17 protein-coding genes are annotated in these 15,425 nt (G+C 62.1%); 10 read left to right on the top strand and 7 right to left on the bottom strand.

The annotated features are described in order from the left end of the window. The first annotated feature begins 19 nt into the window (after positions 1 to 19). Positions 20 to 283, top strand: coding sequence for a hypothetical protein (locus Q3Y53_RS08525; RefSeq protein WP_226425180.1), 264 nt, complete (start codon positions 20 to 22; stop codon positions 281 to 283). 29 nt (positions 284 to 312) lie between these two features. Here the strand turns inward: Q3Y53_RS08525 and Q3Y53_RS08520 are convergent, their stop codons facing one another. From Q3Y53_RS08520 to truB, 3 genes are all read right to left on the bottom strand, one after another. Next, entirely contained in the window at positions 313 to 483 is a 171-nt protein-coding gene (locus Q3Y53_RS08520; RefSeq protein ID WP_186513834.1) for a Nif11 family protein, read from the bottom strand. A gap of 104 nt (positions 484 to 587) precedes the next feature. Then, positions 588 to 1,331, bottom strand: a complete 744-nt coding sequence (locus Q3Y53_RS08515) for a YebC/PmpR family DNA-binding transcriptional regulator (protein ID WP_303535050.1) — start codon at positions 1,329 to 1,331, stop codon at positions 588 to 590. A 53-nt stretch (positions 1,332 to 1,384) separates the two neighbouring features. Then, on the bottom strand, positions 1,385 to 2,293 hold the full coding sequence (truB, locus tag Q3Y53_RS08510) for a tRNA pseudouridine(55) synthase TruB (protein ID WP_303535048.1): 909 nt from the start codon (positions 2,291 to 2,293) through the stop codon (positions 1,385 to 1,387). 41 nt (positions 2,294 to 2,334) lie between these two features. Here truB and Q3Y53_RS08505 point away from each other — a divergent pair, with 41 nt between their 5' ends. Continuing rightward, on the top strand, positions 2,335 to 3,087 hold the full coding sequence (locus Q3Y53_RS08505; RefSeq protein WP_226425183.1) for a cyclopropane-fatty-acyl-phospholipid synthase family protein: 753 nt from the start codon (positions 2,335 to 2,337) through the stop codon (positions 3,085 to 3,087). An 82-nt stretch (positions 3,088 to 3,169) separates the two neighbouring features. On the opposite strand, the gene rpmA is transcribed toward Q3Y53_RS08505, so the two are convergent. Together rpmA and rplU are read right to left on the bottom strand one after the other, a co-directional pair. Next, positions 3,170 to 3,436, bottom strand: coding sequence for a 50S ribosomal protein L27 (rpmA, locus tag Q3Y53_RS08500; RefSeq protein WP_114989469.1), 267 nt, complete (start codon positions 3,434 to 3,436; stop codon positions 3,170 to 3,172). A gap of 45 nt (positions 3,437 to 3,481) precedes the next feature. Continuing rightward, a complete protein-coding gene (rplU, locus tag Q3Y53_RS08495) occupies positions 3,482 to 3,847 on the bottom strand; it encodes a 50S ribosomal protein L21 (RefSeq protein WP_011365073.1) in 366 nt (121 codons plus the stop codon). Positions 3,848 to 3,979: 132 nt separating this feature from the next. Between rplU and Q3Y53_RS08490 the strand changes: the two genes are divergently transcribed. The 3 genes from Q3Y53_RS08490 (at position 3,980) to kaiC (ending at position 6,830) form a co-directional block, all read left to right on the top strand. After that, positions 3,980 to 4,864 carry a circadian clock protein KaiA gene (locus Q3Y53_RS08490; protein ID WP_226425185.1) on the top strand — a complete coding sequence of 295 codons (885 nt, stop codon included), beginning with the start codon at positions 3,980 to 3,982 and terminating at the stop codon, positions 4,862 to 4,864. After that, entirely contained in the window at positions 4,861 to 5,226 is a 366-nt protein-coding gene (gene kaiB, locus Q3Y53_RS08485) for a circadian clock protein KaiB (protein ID WP_115022346.1), read from the top strand. Before Q3Y53_RS08490 ends, kaiB begins: the two co-directional genes overlap by 4 nt. A 65-nt stretch (positions 5,227 to 5,291) precedes the next feature. Continuing rightward, entirely contained in the window at positions 5,292 to 6,830 is a 1,539-nt protein-coding gene (gene kaiC, locus Q3Y53_RS08480) for a circadian clock protein KaiC (RefSeq protein WP_226425186.1), read from the top strand. 1 nt (position 6,831) lies between these two features. Here the strand turns inward: kaiC and Q3Y53_RS08475 are convergent, their stop codons facing one another. Beyond that, on the bottom strand, positions 6,832 to 8,898 hold the full coding sequence (locus Q3Y53_RS08475) for an ATP-binding protein (RefSeq protein WP_303535033.1): 2,067 nt from the start codon (positions 8,896 to 8,898) through the stop codon (positions 6,832 to 6,834). Further along, complete coding sequence (gene purD, locus Q3Y53_RS08470; RefSeq protein ID WP_303535031.1) at positions 8,895 to 10,202, bottom strand: phosphoribosylamine--glycine ligase; 1,308 nt, start codon at positions 10,200 to 10,202, stop codon at positions 8,895 to 8,897. The genes Q3Y53_RS08475 and purD overlap by 4 nt, the downstream gene beginning before the upstream one ends. 58 nt (positions 10,203 to 10,260) lie before the next feature. Here purD and Q3Y53_RS08465 point away from each other — a divergent pair, with 58 nt between their 5' ends. Genes Q3Y53_RS08465 through fabZ form a run of 5 tightly spaced genes read left to right on the top strand, consistent with a single transcriptional unit; the run spans position 10,261 to position 15,424 of the window. Further along, positions 10,261 to 11,169, top strand: a complete 909-nt coding sequence (locus Q3Y53_RS08465) for a hypothetical protein (protein ID WP_303535029.1) — start codon at positions 10,261 to 10,263, stop codon at positions 11,167 to 11,169. Next, positions 11,166 to 11,918: a phosphoribosylaminoimidazolesuccinocarboxamide synthase gene (gene purC / locus Q3Y53_RS08460; RefSeq protein WP_303535027.1), complete on the top strand. Its 753-nt coding sequence runs from the start codon at positions 11,166 to 11,168 to the stop codon at positions 11,916 to 11,918. The genes Q3Y53_RS08465 and purC overlap by 4 nt, the downstream gene beginning before the upstream one ends. 43 nt (positions 11,919 to 11,961) lie before the next feature. Beyond that, positions 11,962 to 14,145 (top strand): BamA/TamA family outer membrane protein, encoded by a 2,184-nt coding sequence (locus Q3Y53_RS08455; RefSeq protein WP_303535025.1) that lies wholly within the window; start codon positions 11,962 to 11,964, stop codon positions 14,143 to 14,145. Beyond that, entirely contained in the window at positions 14,145 to 14,972 is an 828-nt protein-coding gene (gene lpxC / locus Q3Y53_RS08450) for a UDP-3-O-acyl-N-acetylglucosamine deacetylase (protein WP_303535022.1), read from the top strand. Before Q3Y53_RS08455 ends, lpxC begins: the two co-directional genes overlap by 1 nt. Beyond that, the gene (gene fabZ, locus Q3Y53_RS08445; RefSeq protein WP_186513804.1) at positions 14,969 to 15,424 is read left to right on the top strand and encodes a 3-hydroxyacyl-ACP dehydratase FabZ; all 456 of its coding nucleotides are present in this window, start codon (positions 14,969 to 14,971) and stop codon (positions 15,422 to 15,424) included. The genes lpxC and fabZ overlap by 4 nt, the downstream gene beginning before the upstream one ends. Position 15,425: the final 1 nt, after the last annotated feature.

Below are 15,425 nucleotides of genomic sequence, written 5' to 3'. Positions count from 1 at the left end.
ACGGCCTAGAGCAGTGGCGATGAGCATCGACCCCGTGGAACGGCGCCTTGAGCAGAGTTTTGAGGCGGAACGCTGGACGCGCTTCATTCAGGACTGCCAGGACCTGGAGCAGTTGCGCGAGATGGCCTTGGCTTTGGTACAGCAGTTGGCCCAGCAGAAGGCAGCCAGTGCCTGGATGGCAACCCGTGCCTCGGAATCGGAGAACGCCAAGTTGGAGATGCTGGCCCGGCTGATTCGTCAGCAACCCGATGGAACGGGGGAGGAGGCGGCCGGGCCCCCCTGAGGAATCCCGCCGCCGGTTGTGTCGGGTCTTCAGTGTTCCTTTTGCCAGCGGCTCAGGTGTGATGGGGAGAACTTGTGGCCGTGTTTGGCGCCGACCTTGACCACGCAGGAGTTGTCCTTGCCGCAGCGCTGCACCTCATCGCGTAGGGAGTCGTTGCTCTGCACCCGCGACATGAACGTCTCCAGCTGTTTCATGGACATGGCGATCCTCAAGAAGGGATGCCTTCGGCCTAGCGCTGGCATTGCCCTGGGCTCAGGGGCACAAGCTTTGGTGCGGATTTGCTGACGACAAACTTCAAGGAGGCTCAGTCGAGCTCCATCCCGTCGGCTAGATCGAGGTTGGCGCTGACGCTGCGCACATCGTCGAGCCCATCAAGTGCATCAAGCAGCTTCAGACAGCTCCGGGCGATGTCGGGATCACTTACCGAAACGCTGGTTTGGGCGGACCAGTGATGGCCCCACTCCCGCACATCCCAGTCGGCACAGCGCAGGCCGTCCTGAAGGCTCTCCAAGGCCTCGAACGGACCATGCACCAATACAGCCCCGTCCAAGAGCTCATAGCCATCGGCGTCCAGCTCCAGGAGGCTTTCCAGCAGCCGTTCCTCGTCCTCGGGACCGGCGTTGAGGATCACCTCGCTGCGGTGCTCAAACAGATAGGCCACGCAGCCGTTTTCCCCAAGATTTCCCCCGTTCTTGCTGAAGGCCAGTCGTAGATCTGCAGCGGTGCGGTTGCGATTGTCGGTGAGCGCCTCCACCAGCACTGCCATTCCGTTGGGGCCATAGCCCTCGTAGCGCACCTCCTCCAGTTGAGCTCCATCACCCGCCTGACCTGAACCTTTGGCGATGGCGCGATCGATGTTGGAAGCGGGAACTCCAGCGGCGCGGGCTTTGCTGATGGCCGTCCGCAACTGAAAATTCCCGGCGGGATCGGCTCCGGCACGGGCCGCCACCATGATTTCTCGCCCCAGCCGGGTGAACACCGCACCTCGTTTGGCGTCGACGACGGCCTTGGTGCGTTTGATCTGGGACCATTTGCTGTGGCCAGCCATCGCGTCAGGGCAGGGCGGGATGCGCTCGGAGAGTACTGACCGACAGGGTGATTTCAGCCTGCTGCATCGAACACCACCTTGGGTCGCAACAGACCTTCGCTCTCGCGGTGGCCGATGCCGGCCATGCTCCCATCCGCGTTGCACACCACCACCGCCTCTCCAGCACCGGGATCCATCGCGATGCGACGGCCGCAGCGCCAGTCGTTCTGTTCGGCTTCGCTGAGATCACGCCGGGGCAGGGCCCCCAGGGCCACAAGCGGGGACAGGGGATCGGGCGGCGCAGCATCTCGTTCCGGCAGCGGATGGGCCTGGTGTGCATGGAACCCCAGGGCCTGGGTGCGGCGCAGCGAGGCCAGACAGCCTCCACAGCCGATGCTGGCCCCCAGATCCCGGGCAATCGAGCGGATGTAGGTGCCAGCGGAGCAGTGCACCTCGAGGCTCAGCTGCCCCTGGGCCGCATCCCAGTGCAATAACTCCAGCCGGTGCACGGTGACGGCCCGCGGTGGAAGGTCCATGGCTTCACCGCGCCGGGCCCTGGCATGGGCCCGTTCGCCATCCACATGGACGGCGGAGACCTGTGGCGGACGCTGCTCAATCGCGCCACGGAACGCGTCCAGGCTGCTGTTGACCTCGGCCTCATTGAGGGAAGGCCAGTCCTGCTGCTCCAGCAGCTCTCCTTCTTGGTCGTCAGTGCTGGTGCGCCTGCCCAGTTGGATCACACCGGTGTAGGTCTTCTCCCCGGGGAGGTAGGGCAGCAATCGGGTGGCCGGCCCTAGGGCGATGGGGAGAACCCCGGTGACGGCAGGGTCGAGGGTGCCGCCATGGCCCACGCGCTTGAGGCCGTAGCTGCGGCGCAGGCGGCTGACGCAGGCATGGGAGGTGAGGCCTGCGGGCTTGTCGATCACCACGAAGCCGAAGGGGCCGTTCACCGGAGCTGGAGCGGGATGCCCTGACTGTTGCATTCCGGCGGCTGCGTAGGTTGGCCGCGCCCTGAAGCCCATCCATGCCCCAGCTCCGCAGCAGCACGGATGTGGACGTCTCTGCTTTCCTGGCGGATGGTTTGGGCATCAAGCAACACCTCAGCCGTTATCTCGACCTGACGCTGGAACAGCTCGAGCAGCGTCTGCCCAGCAGCACCGACGACCTGGCGGACTTGCACCCGGGTGCGTTCCGGCCGGAGGACGCCACCGCCTTCTATGAGGACACGGTGGGAACGGGGCACCTGCTGGAGCTGGCGGCCTGGCATCTCTCCAGTGCGGACTACATCGCGGACACGCTGCGGCTTCAGGGCATGGCGGTGCAGGGCCAGGTGCTGGATTTCGGTGGTGGCATCGGCACCCATGCCCTCTCGGCTGCGGCGCTGCCGGGGGTCGATCACGTCTGGTTTGTTGATCTCAATCCCCACAACCAGGCTTTTGTTCAGCAACGGGCGCAAAGCCTGGGGCTGGCGGACAAGCTCTCGGTCCATCGCGACCTCAGCAGCACGGGCGATGTGCGTTTCGATGCGGTGGTCTGCCTCGATGTGCTGGAACACCTGCCGGATCCCTCGGCGCAGTTGCTGGAGTTTCACCAGCGGATGGCCCCCGGGGCCATCGCTCTTCTGAACTGGTACTTCTTCAAAGGGCATCAGGGCGAGTACCCCTTCCATTTCGATGATCCGGCCCTGGTGGATGGGTTTTTCCGCACCCTGCAGGTCCAGTTCCTGGAGGTGTTTCACCCCCTGTTGATCACGGCCCGGCTGTACCGGCGTTCCTGAGGCTGCGACAACAAAAGCTGCCAACAAAAAAGCCCCGGTGCCAGCTGGCATCGGGGCTTTGGATTGGTGTTGGCCTCGAAACTCAGACCGCTGCAGTGATGTTGATGCGCTTGCGGTTGCGCAGGCCGCGGCGGATCGATTCGAACTTCACGATCCCATCGGTCAGAGCAAACAGGGTGTCGTCCTTGCCTTTGCCGACATTGACGCCGGGCAGAACGGAGGTGCCGCGCTGGCGGATCAGGATGGATCCGGCGGTGACGGTTTCGCCGCCGTAGGCCTTCACGCCCAGGCGTTTGGCGTTCGAGTCGCGGCCGTTACGGGTTGAGCCTGTGCCTTTTTTATGTGCCATGAGAAGAGATGCTGGTGGGGCGGTTGATGGAGCGAGGGGGGGAGGTCAGCTGATGGCCTTGCCGCCCACGGAGATGGACTCAACCATCACCCGGGTGAGTTCCTGCCGGTGACCATTCTTGCGGCGGGTTTTCTTTTTGGGGCGCATCTTGTAAACGATCACCTTGGGGCCGCGGCGATGGGCCATCACCTTGAGCGACACGGTGGCGTCTTTGACATAGGGCTGGCCGAGGGTGGTGCCCTTGCCGTCCTTCACCAGGAGAACGTTCTCAAGCTTGATGGTGTCGTCCACCTCGGCCTGAAGCCGATCGATGTCGTAATAGCGGTTGGGCTGCAGCCAGATCTGGGTGCCCGACGCCTCAACGATGGCGTAGGTCCCGCTCTGTTCCGCGGCTGGTTTGGTGTCGGCCATAAGGTGAAAAGACGCGTTCAGGCTCGGCGAACCGATTTAGGCCTGACCCGCAATCGAAAGACAAACAAAGATCTTCGTCTCTGACGCGCCCCATCGTCAAGATTCAGATGTTTCGACGTTGCGGATGTACGGATGGCCAGGCCGGCCCTCACTGTTGCTCTCGTGCTGGCCAGCCCAGCTTTGGTGGAGGCCTGCCGCCCATGGCTGCCGGCCAACCGCTACGAGTCTGTTGTCCTGACTGTCGATCCTGGGGAGACCCTGGCGTCTGTTCTCGGCCCCAGGCAGGAGGATTTTGACGCTGTGGTGCTCGAGCAGAGCCTGCTTGATGCTGAGGCCAAGGAGCAATTACTGGCGGCGGGTCTGCTCTTCCCCGCCGTGATCGTTGGGGATCTGAAGGGGCAGGTGGACTACCACCCTGAGGAGTTGCATCTGCCCGACGACCAGCTGGCCCAGCTGGGATACAACGTGGACGCGGCGATTTCTCGCTTTCTGCGCCAAGGCCGCGCCGATGGACGTCAGGACGACAGCAGCTCTTCATCCCGCGCCGTCAGCAACCTCTCCCAACGCCTTCAGGAACGGCTTGGCTATCTAGGGGTCTTTTACAAGCGAGATCCATCCCGCTTCCTGGGCAGCTTGCCCCCCGAGGAACGCCGGGATCTGCTGCTGTCCCTCCAACGCACCTATCGGGACCTGCTGGCGAGTTATTTCAGCGATCCGGCCGCTGCCAATCAGGCCTTGGAAAGCTTTGTGAACACCGCTTTTTTCAGTGATCTGCCGATCACCCGCACCGTTGAGATCCACGTGGATCTGATCGATGAATTCTGGAAACAACTGAGTTTGGAGGGCCACAAACATGACTTTCTTCAGGATTACCGCCTTGCGCTTCTCGACGTAATGGCCCATCTGTGTGAGATGTACCGGCGTTCCATTCCGCCGGACTTTCCTCTATCGGGCACGGCCTCCAGCCGTGTACGTCGCCCGATGGATCAGCTCGATGCCTCGGAGGAGTCGTCATGAGTCCCCGCAAGACCTACATCCTCAAGCTCTACGTGGCGGGCAACACGCCCAACTCGATGCGGGCGCTGAAAACCTTGCGCAACATCCTTGAAACCGAATTTCGGGGCGTCTATGCCCTGAAGGTGATTGATGTGTTGAAAAATCCCCAATTGGCGGAGGAGGACAAAATTTTGGCAACGCCAACGTTGTCCAAGATTCTTCCCCCGCCGGTGCGCCGCATCATTGGTGATCTCTCGGATCGGGAACGGGTTTTGATCGGTCTCGATCTTCTCTACGACGAGCTGTCCGACACGGCCCTCAACTCGAGTGTCATCGACGCTGTCGATGAGGAGACCGACACGACGATCACGTCGGATCCTTAAGCGACATGGTGCTCTCAAGCATGGTTTGTTTCCTGCTCTCTACCGTCAAGTCATAGGTCTTTGCTATGCAGTTCCCTCCGACCAGCGGTCAGCCTCAGATGCAGGTGCAAAAGCTCCCGACGGGGATCGAGGGCTTTGATGATGTGTGCCAGGGCGGCCTACCGATCGGCCGCAGCACGCTGATCAGCGGCACGTCCGGCACCGGAAAGACGGTGTTCTCGCTGCACTTCCTCCACAACGGCATCAAGGATTTCGACGAACCCGGCATCTTCGTCACCTTCGAGGAATCGCCCCTCGACATCCTGCGCAACTCCGCCAGTTTCGGCTGGAACCTGCAGGAGATGGTTGAGCAGGACAAGCTATTCATCCTTGATGCCTCGCCAGATCCCGACGGCCAGGACGTGGCTGGCAGCTTTGATCTCTCGGGTCTGATCGAGCGGATTAACTACGCCATCCGCAAGTACAAGGCCAAGCGCGTCGCCATTGATTCGATCACGGCGGTGTTCCAGCAATACGACGCAGTCTTTGTGGTGCGTCGTGAGATTTTTCGCTTGATCGCCCGGCTCAAGGAAATTGGCGTCACCACGGTGATGACCACCGAGCGCATCGACGAGTACGGCCCGATTGCCCGTTACGGCGTTGAAGAATTTGTTTCCGACAACGTGGTGATCCTTCGCAACGTGCTCGAGGGAGAGCGGCGTCGGCGCACTGTTGAAATCCTCAAGCTGCGGGGCACCACCCACATGAAGGGCGAGTTCCCTTTCACCATGGGGACCCACGGCATCAGCATCTTCCCGCTGGGGGCCATGCGCCTCACTCAGCGGTCGTCCAACGTGAGGGTGAGCTCTGGTGTGCCCCGTCTGGACGACATGTGTGGTGGTGGTTTCTTCAAGGATTCGATCATCCTCGCCACCGGAGCCACAGGAACGGGCAAGACGATGCTCGTCTCCAAATTCATCGAAGATGCCTGCCGCAACAAGGAACGAGCGATCCTGTTTGCCTATGAGGAATCGCGAGCCCAGCTACTGCGGAACGGCACCAGCTGGGGCATCGACTTCGAGCAGATGGAGCAGGACGGTCTGCTCAAGATCATCTGCGCTTACCCCGAATCAACGGGCCTTGAAGATCACCTGCAGATCATCAAGACGGAGATCAGCCAATTCAAGCCCTCGCGGATGGCGATCGACTCCCTCTCTGCCCTGGCTCGTGGTGTGAGCCACAACGCCTTCCGACAGTTCGTGATCGGTGTGACCGGTTACGCCAAGCAGGAGGAGATCGCTGGTTTCTTCACGAACACTTCCGAGGAGTTCATGGGCAGCCACTCGATCACCGACTCCCATATCTCCACCATCACCGACACGATCCTGCTGCTGCAGTACGTGGAGATCCGCGGGGAGATGGCCCGAGCCTTGAACGTGTTCAAGATGCGTGGCTCCTGGCACGACAAGGGCATCCGCGAATTTGTGATCACGGGCAATGGTCCGCAGATCAAGGATTCCTTCTCCAACTTTGAGCGGATCATTTCCGGTGTGCCCCATCGGGTGACCACCGATGAGCGCAGCGAGTTGTCGCGAATTGCCCGCGGTGTTTCCACCGAGGACTGACCTAGAGCTCGGCGGACTCTGCGATGGCATTGCGGCTGCGTCGTTCCGCCTGCAGTTGCAGCTCATCCTTGTCGGCTTCTGCAAGCGGAAGCTCAAACCAGAAAGTGGTGCCGATCTCGGGTTCGCTCACCATTTGCACTTGTGCACCGTGCTTCTCGAGGATGCCCCGCACGATCGAGAGCCCCAGTCCGGTGCCCACTTCCGTGTGAACGGCATTTTCCACTCGGAAGAAACGATCGAAGATACGTTCCTGATCGGAGTTACTGATCCCGCAGCCCGTGTCGGCGATCTCCACCCTCAACTTGGGCAGCGGTGAGGTGAGGGCGCAGGTGGGTCCGTCACTTCCAGTGATCGCTGTCCCCTCCACCGAACATGTGTCGGGCCAGGGATAGGCCCGCAGCGCCAGGGGACCACCGGGTCGGCTGAACTTGAGGGCATTGCCCATCAGGTTGTCGAGCACTTGGAGCAGCAGGTCCCAGTTGCCCAACACGTCAGGCAGATCTTCGGGCGCATCGAGAACCAGTTCCACCTGGCGATCTTCCGCATTCAGCCGGTAAGTGCGCAGGGTCTGTTCCATCGCTGGTCGCATGCTGATCGGTTCGAACTGCAGGGTTCGACCCGACTCCAGCCTGGAGAGATCCAGCACATCGTTCACCAGCCGGGTGAGCCGATCGGTTTCATCGTTGGCAACTCCAAGAAACTCTTTCTGCTCATCGGGGCTGAGCTGGTCGCCGAGGTCATGCAGGGTTTCGACGTAGCTCTTGATGTTGAACAGCGGCGTGCGCAGTTCATGGGAGACGTTGCTGATGAAACGGCTCTGGGCTGCATTCAGCTCCACCTCCCGTGTGAGGTCCTGGATGGTGACGGCGATGCCTTTGAGGGTTTCACCACTGGCATCACGCACGGCCTGCAGAACAATGCGCAGTGTGCGGGCTGGTTCCCCCACGCTGCAGCGAAGGTCTTCACTATCTGAGCCGCCACCGAGCAGGGCATCGAGGGGGCTGTGCAGCTCGATCGCCAACAGTTCAGGCAGTTCCCCCACCAGTTCCTGGCCTTCCAAGCTGCGCCCTTCCCAGCGGAACAGGCGCCGCGCCGTTGGATTGGCCAGCACGATGCGGCCGTCGGCGTCGAGCAGCATGGCGCCATCGGCCATGGTGGCGATCAACGACTGCTGCTTCACTTGCGCGGCCGTGAGCTCCTCGATGTTGGCTTCGTCATAGGCCTCGAGCTGGGAGGCCATGGCGTTGAATCCGGTGAGCAATTCCCCCAGTTCTCCGCCCACCGGCAGGTCAACCCGGGCACCGAAGTTGCCGGAGGCGACGGAGCGTACCCCCCGCAGCAGTTCCTTCACCGGTCGGGTGATGGTTAGGGCGTTGAACACCGCGCCCAGGATCACCAATACCCAAATTGAGATGAACACCGCCACGGTCACCTCCCGGGTGAGGGCGGCACTGGCCAGGGCGGTTTCATTCGGGTTCACCCCGAGGCCGAGAACGCCGTAGTACTGCCCCCCCCGGATCAGTGGGACGAACACATCGGTGACAGCACCCTGGGGCGTGAGATGTTGCCGCACCAGGGGGTTCTGGGGGCGTCGACGCAGCTCATCGGGCAGTTCCAGCCGTCGGTTGAGTCGGAGCTCGCCATCGCCACTGCTGGGGGTGGCGCTGATGGGGATTCCCAGATAGACGACGCCTTCGGGATCGGCAAAGAAGATGTAGCGGACGCTGCGGCTGGAGCGCCAGAACTTTTCGGCGACGTTGGCCAGTTCACGGTCCTGCCCCTGCGCCACCAGCTCGGTGACGTTGCCGGCTAGCAGCAAGCCCAGATCCCTGGCGTAGCGGGTGTCGTTCATCACGGCATCGCGCTGGATTCCGTTCAGCGCGAAGAAGGTGATGCCCGTCATCATCAGGCTCACCACAAGTGTGGCAATCGCCAGCAGCTTGGTCTGAAGGGTGAATTCCGCCCACCAGGCGGTGATGCGGTCCCAGAGGTTCTGGTCTTCCCCCGGCGGTTTGCCATTGGGGGGAAGTGCCCAATCAGCGATCGCTGCTCCGCTGCCGCTGCTCATCCTCCCGAGCGCACCTGGTGGCCGATGTCTCGACGGTAGGTGATTCCGGCGTAATCCAGCTGATTGAGGCAGTTGTAGGCCCCGGAAAAGGCTGCATCGAAGTCATCGCCTTGGGCGACGACGGCCAGCACCCGGCCCCCTGCGGTGAGCAGTTCGCCGGAGCTGTTGCGGCGGGTGCCGGCATGAAACAGCTGATGGTCTGGGCTGGGGGCAAGGGCGATGCGAATCGCATCACCCTTGCGAGGAGCCTCCGGGTAGCCCTCTGCAGCCGCCACAACGCAGGCACTGCAGCGTTCGGCAATGCTCAGTTGCGGGGCCAGATCGAGGCGGCCCATTGCACAGGCCTGCAGCACGGCGCCGATCTCAGGGCCGAGCAGAGGCATCAACGTCTGGCATTCGGGATCGCCGAAGCGACAGTTGAACTCGATCACCTGAGGGCCATCGGCCGTGATCATCAGGCCGGCATAGATCACGCCGCGGTAATCAATGCCGCGTTGGCGCAGGGCCTTGAGGGTGGGCTCGAGCACGATGCGGCGCACCTCCTCTAGACCCTCGGCATCCAGAAGTGGGGCGGGGGCATAGGCGCCCATGCCGCCGGTGTTGGGACCGCGATCGCCGTCTTTAAGTCGTTTGTGGTCCTGCGCCGGTGGTAACAGCACCATCCGCTCCCCATCGCAGAGAGCGAACACCGACACTTCAGGCCCCTCCATCCGCTCCTCCAGCACCAGCTGGGAGCCCGCAGCACCGAAACGCCCTTCAAAGGCTTCGCGGATGGCGGTTTCCGATTCCTCCACGGTGTCCGCCACCGTGACGCCCTTGCCGGCGGCCAAGCCATCGGCTTTGACCACTAGAGGACGTTGGACTTCCCGCAACACCGCCAGAGCTTCGGCTTCATTGGTCACCGCCCAGTGGCCAGCCGTGGGGACCCCCGCCTCTTGCATCAGTTGCTTGGCCCAGGCTTTGCTCGCCTCCAATTGGGCACCCTCTGCTCCAGGGCCGAACACGGCAAAGCCCGCATCACGCAGGGCATCGGCGACGCCAGCGGCCAGAGGAGCTTCCGGACCTACAACCACCAGGTCGACGGCGTTCTGCTGGCAAAGCGCAATCAACCCAGCGCTATCGGTTTCGCCCACCGCCAGGGTGCTGCCTTCAGCGCCACCATTGCCAGGGGTGATCCAAACCGTGTCCAGGCCCGGACAACGGCCCAGGGCCCAGGCCAGGGCCTGTTCCCTGCCGCCGCCACCGACGACGAGGGCACGTTGGAGGGCGGGCAGCGTGTTGGGACGGGTGGACGACATGGCCATGGTTGTGGGAGGAACGGTTTGGGCCTCGTAGGTTTTCCTTTGTAGACCGCAGCCCGCCATGGGGACCCCCCTTTTCCCCTTCGCCCTCACCCTTCTGGCTGCTGTCACGGCAGCCCCTGATCCCCAGGTGATGCGCGAGGAACCCTTTCAGACCGCGCTGGCCTCCATGGATGTGGCCGCGGCGGAGCAGGCCTGTCTCGACCCCCGCATCGCCAACTCCGATGGCCGTCGCCAGGCCTTGCGCGATCGGCTTCTAGCGCTGCATCCGGTCATCGATTCGTTGGAGCTGGTGCTGGCGAACGCCGATGCTCTGATGAGCTGCGGAGCCCCCGAAGCCGCGGCGGTGGTGCTGAATCGCTATGTCCCGCTGGTTGGCGATGAACGGAGGCAGTGGTTGGTGTTGCGCTGGCGGGCTGCCGCCGCCGCCCTGGATCACCGCCAGGCGGCTTTGGCGCTGCGCCGTTTGGTGGATGGCAACCTGATCGCCCTTGACGCGCCTCTATTTTCTGATCAGCCGTTGCCGGATCAGGGAAATGGGCTGGATCAGTTGGCTTTGCATGAAGCGGCCTTGGGCCGCAACGCTGTGGCTGTGGAGGTGCAGCTGCTGGGGGACCTGAAGGGTCTGCAGGGGGCGAAACGACTGGCGCGGGCGGCGCAATGGCTGGATGCGGATCAGTTCGAGCAGGCGGATCAACTGCTGGAAACCGCTTTGGATCAAGCGGCGGCAGCGGAGGCCTGGGGACTGGCCATGGACCTGCTCCATCAACAGCTCCAGCTGCAGCTAGCGGCTGGTGGCGATGGCGAGCGGCCGCGGCAGCGGATGCAGCGGCTCGCCAGTGTTCTGAATGACCGCTATGCGCTTCAGCAACTGAATCCTGAGGCCGAGCCCGATCCCCTGCTGCGTTCTCCCCGGGATCCTGGAGGCCATGCTGATGTAAGACCGTCAGCCGTTGCACCGTCGCCATGACGCCCGATCACGGAGAGCTGCTCTACGAAGGCAAGGCCAAGCGGGTGTTCGCCAGCACGGATCCCGACCGGGTGTTGGTGGAGTTCAAGAACGACGCCACCGCCTTCAATGCCCAGAAGAAAGCCCAGCTGGACGACAAAGGTCGGCTGAATTGCCAGATCTCAGCGCGGTTGTTCGAGCTGCTTGAGCGTGAGGGGGTGCCGACCCATTACTGCGGTCTGGCCGGGGAGACCTGGATGCTGGTACGTCGGGTGGAGATCATTCCCCTGGAGGTGGTTCTCAGGAACACCGCCACCGGATCGCTGTGCCGGCAGACGCCGATCGCGGAGGGCATAGCCATCGAACCCGCCCTGTTGGATCTCTATTACAAGGACGATTCACTTGGCGATCCGCTGCTGACTGAGGCGCGCGTGCAGCTGCTGGGGGTGGCGGACCCTGCTCGACTGTCAGCGATTGAACAACTGGCCCGCCGGGTGAATGCGGTGCTGCTGCCGTTCTTTGAGGGACTTGATCTGCAACTGGTGGATTTCAAGCTGGAGTTGGGGCTTGCATCGGATGGAACACTCCTGCTCGCCGATGAGATCAGCCCTGACACCTGCAGGCTCTGGGATCGCCGCAGTAGCAACGTTGAGGACCGGATTTTGGATAAGGACCGCTTCCGTAAGGATCTCGGTGGGGTGATGGAGGCCTACGGGGAGGTCCTTAAACGGGTCCAAGGCAGCTGCCCCAATCCCAGCAACTGCCTGTAAGGTCAGCGCACGTTTTTGTGGCTTCGGCCCAGCCTGCGTCTAGATGACCCGCCGTTCGTCCCGCCGCTCCTCGGTCGCTGTTCGTCACACGGTTCTGGGTCTGATGCTCGGGATCCCCCTGGTGGCTCCGCCCGTGGTGGCTCAGGAGGCCGCGCCTGCGAACCAATCCGTAGAGGCGGAAGAGGTCGTGGTGGAAGACACCGTGGTGGAACAGCCTCGGGTGCTGATCTCCGAGGTGTTGATTGAGGGCATCGATGGGCACCCGGAAGAAGAACGTCTTCAGATCTCCACTTACGACGCCATGCAGGTGCGTCCGGGGATGCGTGTCACCCGCGAGGAGCTCCAGAACGATCTGAATGGCATTCAGGCCACGGGTTGGTTCTCTGATGTGCGGATCGTTCCCCAGAACGGACCGCTCGGGGTTCAAGTGGTTGTTCAAGTGGAGCCCTTCCCTCCGCTGAGTGCTGTGGAGATCAGCGGCGACGATGAGGATCTCCTTTCGGATGAGGTGATTGAGGAGACGTTTGCCTCCGATTACGGCCGCACGCTGAACCTCAACGATCTGCAGCAGCGGATGAAGGCCCTGCAATCCTCAGTGGCCGATCAGGGCTATTCCCTGGCTCGGGTGTCCGGTCCAGAACGGGTCAGCCCTGAGGGTGTGGTCACGCTGAAATTGCTCCAGGGCAGCGTGTCTGGTGTTGAGGTCAAATTCCTCACCAAAGAGGGTGACGACACCGATGAGAACGGCAATCCCATCCGTGGCAAAACCAGGGAGTGGGTGATCACCCGGGAGGTTTCGATTCAGCCCGGCGATCCGTTCAACCGCAACCAGTTGGAGCGTGATATCAAGCGGCTGTACGGCACCCAGCTGTTCAGTGATGTGAAGGTCACTCTGCGGCCTGTGCCAGAAATGCCCGGCGATGTGGTGATCGTGCTGGGCATCGTTGAGCAGTCCACCGGTCAGCTCTCTGGCGGTCTCGGCTACAGCCAAAGCCAGGGTGTGTTTGGCCAGGTGCAGCTGCAGGAAAGCAATCTTTTTGGTCGAGCTTGGAATCTGGGCACCAACATCACCTATGGCCAATACGGCGGATTGGCCAACCTCAACTTCACGGATCCCTGGATCTACGGCGACAAGCACCGCACCAGCTTCCGCACTTCGGTCTTCTTGAGCCAGCAGGTGCCCCAGGTCTTCCAAAGCGAAGACAACGGCAACATCCGCACGGCGAAGGACTATGCCGACAACGGCTCCAACAAGGCTTACGAGACCGGCCGCAGTTACGGGTTCACCGATGGAGATAAGGCTCCGGGTGAGGTGAACAAGGCCGACAGCGAGTACCCCAACCGCAGTTGGTTCGACTACGAGGGCGACACGGTGGTGCTGCGCAAGATCGGCGGCAACTTCTCCTTCTCCCGGCCCCTGAACGGTGGTGATCCGTACAAGGACAGCAAGTGGAATGTGCTGGCCGGTATGTCGTTCGCTGAAGTGCGGCCGATCAACTTTGCTGGTGATACGAGGCCCTATGGCGTGTCCAACAACAAATTGCGCAAGGGCAAGGTCAACAACGACGACGTCATTTGCGTGTCGTACAACTGCGCCGACACCAACAACCTGGTGGGGGTGCGTTTCGCCACCACTTACAACAACTTCAATAACCCCCGTAATCCCACCAGCGGCAACTTCTTCACCGCCGGAACCGAGCAGTTCCTCGGCATCAACAACGACTCTCCCACCTTCAACCGGCTGAGGGCGAGCTACACCCAGTTCTTCCCCGTGGATTGGCTGAAGATCCACAAGGGCTGCCGTCCCAAGCCCGGTGAGCAGGCCGATTGCCCCCAGGCCATCGGTGTGCAGATCAAGGGTGGCGTGATCATGGGCGAAGCGCCCCCGTACGAGGCGTTCTGCATGGGTGGATCCAACTCGATTCGGGGTTGGTACGACTGCGATCTTGCAGTGTCCAAGGCCTTCAGCGAACTCACGATCGAGTACCGCTTCCCGCTGATCAGCATCTTCTCTGGCGAGGTGTTCATGGACGCTGGCACCGATTTCGGTACCCAAAAGGATGTGCCCGGTAAGCCTGGTTTGCTCTTGGGTAAGGACGGCTCCGGTGTTTCTCTCGGTACCGGCGTGATCGTGACCACGCCGGTTGGTCCAATCCGCGTCGAGGTGGCCACCAAAGACTTCACATCCGATTACCGCTTCAACCTGGGCGTGGGCTGGAAGTTCTAGTGAACAGCTGGCCTCAGGACTACTCCGCTGCCTGGACACTGGCGGCGGAAACATCACGCTCTGGCGTCGGCCTCCACAGTGGAGCTGAGTCCACGGTGGAGCTGCGGCCGACCGATCATCCGGGGTTTCACATGCGTTTGCCGGGGATGGAGCAGCCGATCCAGCTACGGCCGGATCAGGTGCGAGACAGCCCGTTATGCACAACCTTGGATCTGGGCTCCAGCACGGTGGCCACCGTTGAACATCTGCTAGCGGCCCTGGCTGGTTGTGGGCTCAGCCATGTGGAGATCGGTCTCAGCGGCCATGAAGTTCCTTTGCTGGATGGTTCAGCCCTGGGCTGGGTTGAGGCCATCTCCGCAGCTGGTTTGGCCCCTGCAGCGACACCAAGGCCGGCTCCTCCGCGGTTGGAGGAACCCCTGCTGCGCACCCGCGGCAACAGTGTGATCACCGCCACCCCGTCGGATCGCTTTGGTGTTGTGGGCATCATCGATTTTCCGCAGGCGGCCATCGGCCGTCAGCAGTTCGCCTTGGAGCTCACGCCCCAACGCTTCGTCGATGAGATCGCTCCGGCACGCACCTTTGGTTTCCGGGAACAGGTGGAGCAGCTGCGTGCTGCCGGTTTGATCCAGGGCGGAGCCCTGGACAATGCCCTGGTCTGTGACGGTGATCAGTGGATGAATCCACCGCTGCGGTTCGAGGATGAACCGGTGCGCCATAAGCTCTTGGACCTAATCGGCGACCTGGCACTCGTCGGTTTTCCCCAGGCACAAGTTCTTGTGTACAAGGGATCCCATGGTCTTCACACCGATCTCGCAGCCGCTTTGTGACTGAATCCACCACCCCAGATGTCGTGCTCACCAGCGAGCAGATCGCCGGTTTGCTCCCGCACCGTTACCCCTTCGCTCTGGTGGATCGGGTCATCGCCCATGAGCCCGGGGTTTCGGCCACGGCAATCAAGAACGTGACCATGAACGAGCCCCAGTTCCAGGGGCATTTCCCCGAGCGTCCGCTGATGCCAGGGGTGCTGATTGTCGAGGCGATGGCGCAGGTGGGTGGTCTGATCGTGACCCAGATGCCCGATCTGCCGAAGGGACTGTTCGTTTTTGCTGGCATTGACGGGGTACGCTTCCGGCGCCCTGTGGTTCCTGGAGATCAGCTGGTGATCCGCTGTGAACTGCTCAGCCTCAAGCGCAAACGCTTCGGCAAGGTCAAGGCTGAGGCCACAGTGGACGGCGATTTGGCCTGTTCCGGTGAATTGATGTTCTCCCTGGTGGACTGAG

The sequence above is a fragment of the Synechococcus sp. YX-04-1 genome (assembly GCF_030546365.1).
Taxonomy (GTDB): Bacteria; Cyanobacteriota; Cyanobacteriia; order PCC-6307; family Cyanobiaceae; genus Parasynechococcus.
This window is presented reverse-complemented; position numbering and strand designations above follow the sequence as displayed.

Bases quoted from the DNA above. Each gene is read 5' to 3' on its own strand.
- purC (WP_303535027.1), top strand. From the start codon at position 11,166: ATGACGCCCGATCACGGAGAGCTGCTCTACGAAGGCAAGGCCAAGCGG.
- purD (WP_303535031.1), bottom strand. From the start codon at position 10,202: ATGGCCATGTCGTCCACCCGTCCCAACACGCTGCCCGCCCTCCAACGT.
- Q3Y53_RS08465 (WP_303535029.1), top strand. From the start codon at position 10,261: ATGGGGACCCCCCTTTTCCCCTTCGCCCTCACCCTTCTGGCTGCTGTC.
- Q3Y53_RS08455 (WP_303535025.1), top strand. From the start codon at position 11,962: ATGACCCGCCGTTCGTCCCGCCGCTCCTCGGTCGCTGTTCGTCACACG.
- rpmA (WP_114989469.1), bottom strand. From the start codon at position 3,436: ATGGCACATAAAAAAGGCACAGGCTCAACCCGTAACGGCCGCGACTCG.
- rplU (WP_011365073.1), bottom strand. From the start codon at position 3,847: ATGGCCGACACCAAACCAGCCGCGGAACAGAGCGGGACCTACGCCATC.
- kaiB (WP_115022346.1), top strand. From the start codon at position 4,861: ATGAGTCCCCGCAAGACCTACATCCTCAAGCTCTACGTGGCGGGCAAC.
- Q3Y53_RS08505 (WP_226425183.1), top strand. From the start codon at position 2,335: ATGCCCCAGCTCCGCAGCAGCACGGATGTGGACGTCTCTGCTTTCCTG.
- kaiC (WP_226425186.1), top strand. From the start codon at position 5,292: ATGCAGTTCCCTCCGACCAGCGGTCAGCCTCAGATGCAGGTGCAAAAG.
- Q3Y53_RS08475 (WP_303535033.1), bottom strand. From the start codon at position 8,898: ATGAGCAGCGGCAGCGGAGCAGCGATCGCTGATTGGGCACTTCCCCCC.
- Q3Y53_RS08520 (WP_186513834.1), bottom strand. From the start codon at position 483: ATGTCCATGAAACAGCTGGAGACGTTCATGTCGCGGGTGCAGAGCAAC.
- Q3Y53_RS08490 (WP_226425185.1), top strand. From the start codon at position 3,980: ATGGCCAGGCCGGCCCTCACTGTTGCTCTCGTGCTGGCCAGCCCAGCT.
- Q3Y53_RS08525 (WP_226425180.1), top strand. From the start codon at position 20: ATGAGCATCGACCCCGTGGAACGGCGCCTTGAGCAGAGTTTTGAGGCG.
- truB (WP_303535048.1), bottom strand. From the start codon at position 2,293: ATGCAACAGTCAGGGCATCCCGCTCCAGCTCCGGTGAACGGCCCCTTC.
- Q3Y53_RS08515 (WP_303535050.1), bottom strand. From the start codon at position 1,331: ATGGCTGGCCACAGCAAATGGTCCCAGATCAAACGCACCAAGGCCGTC.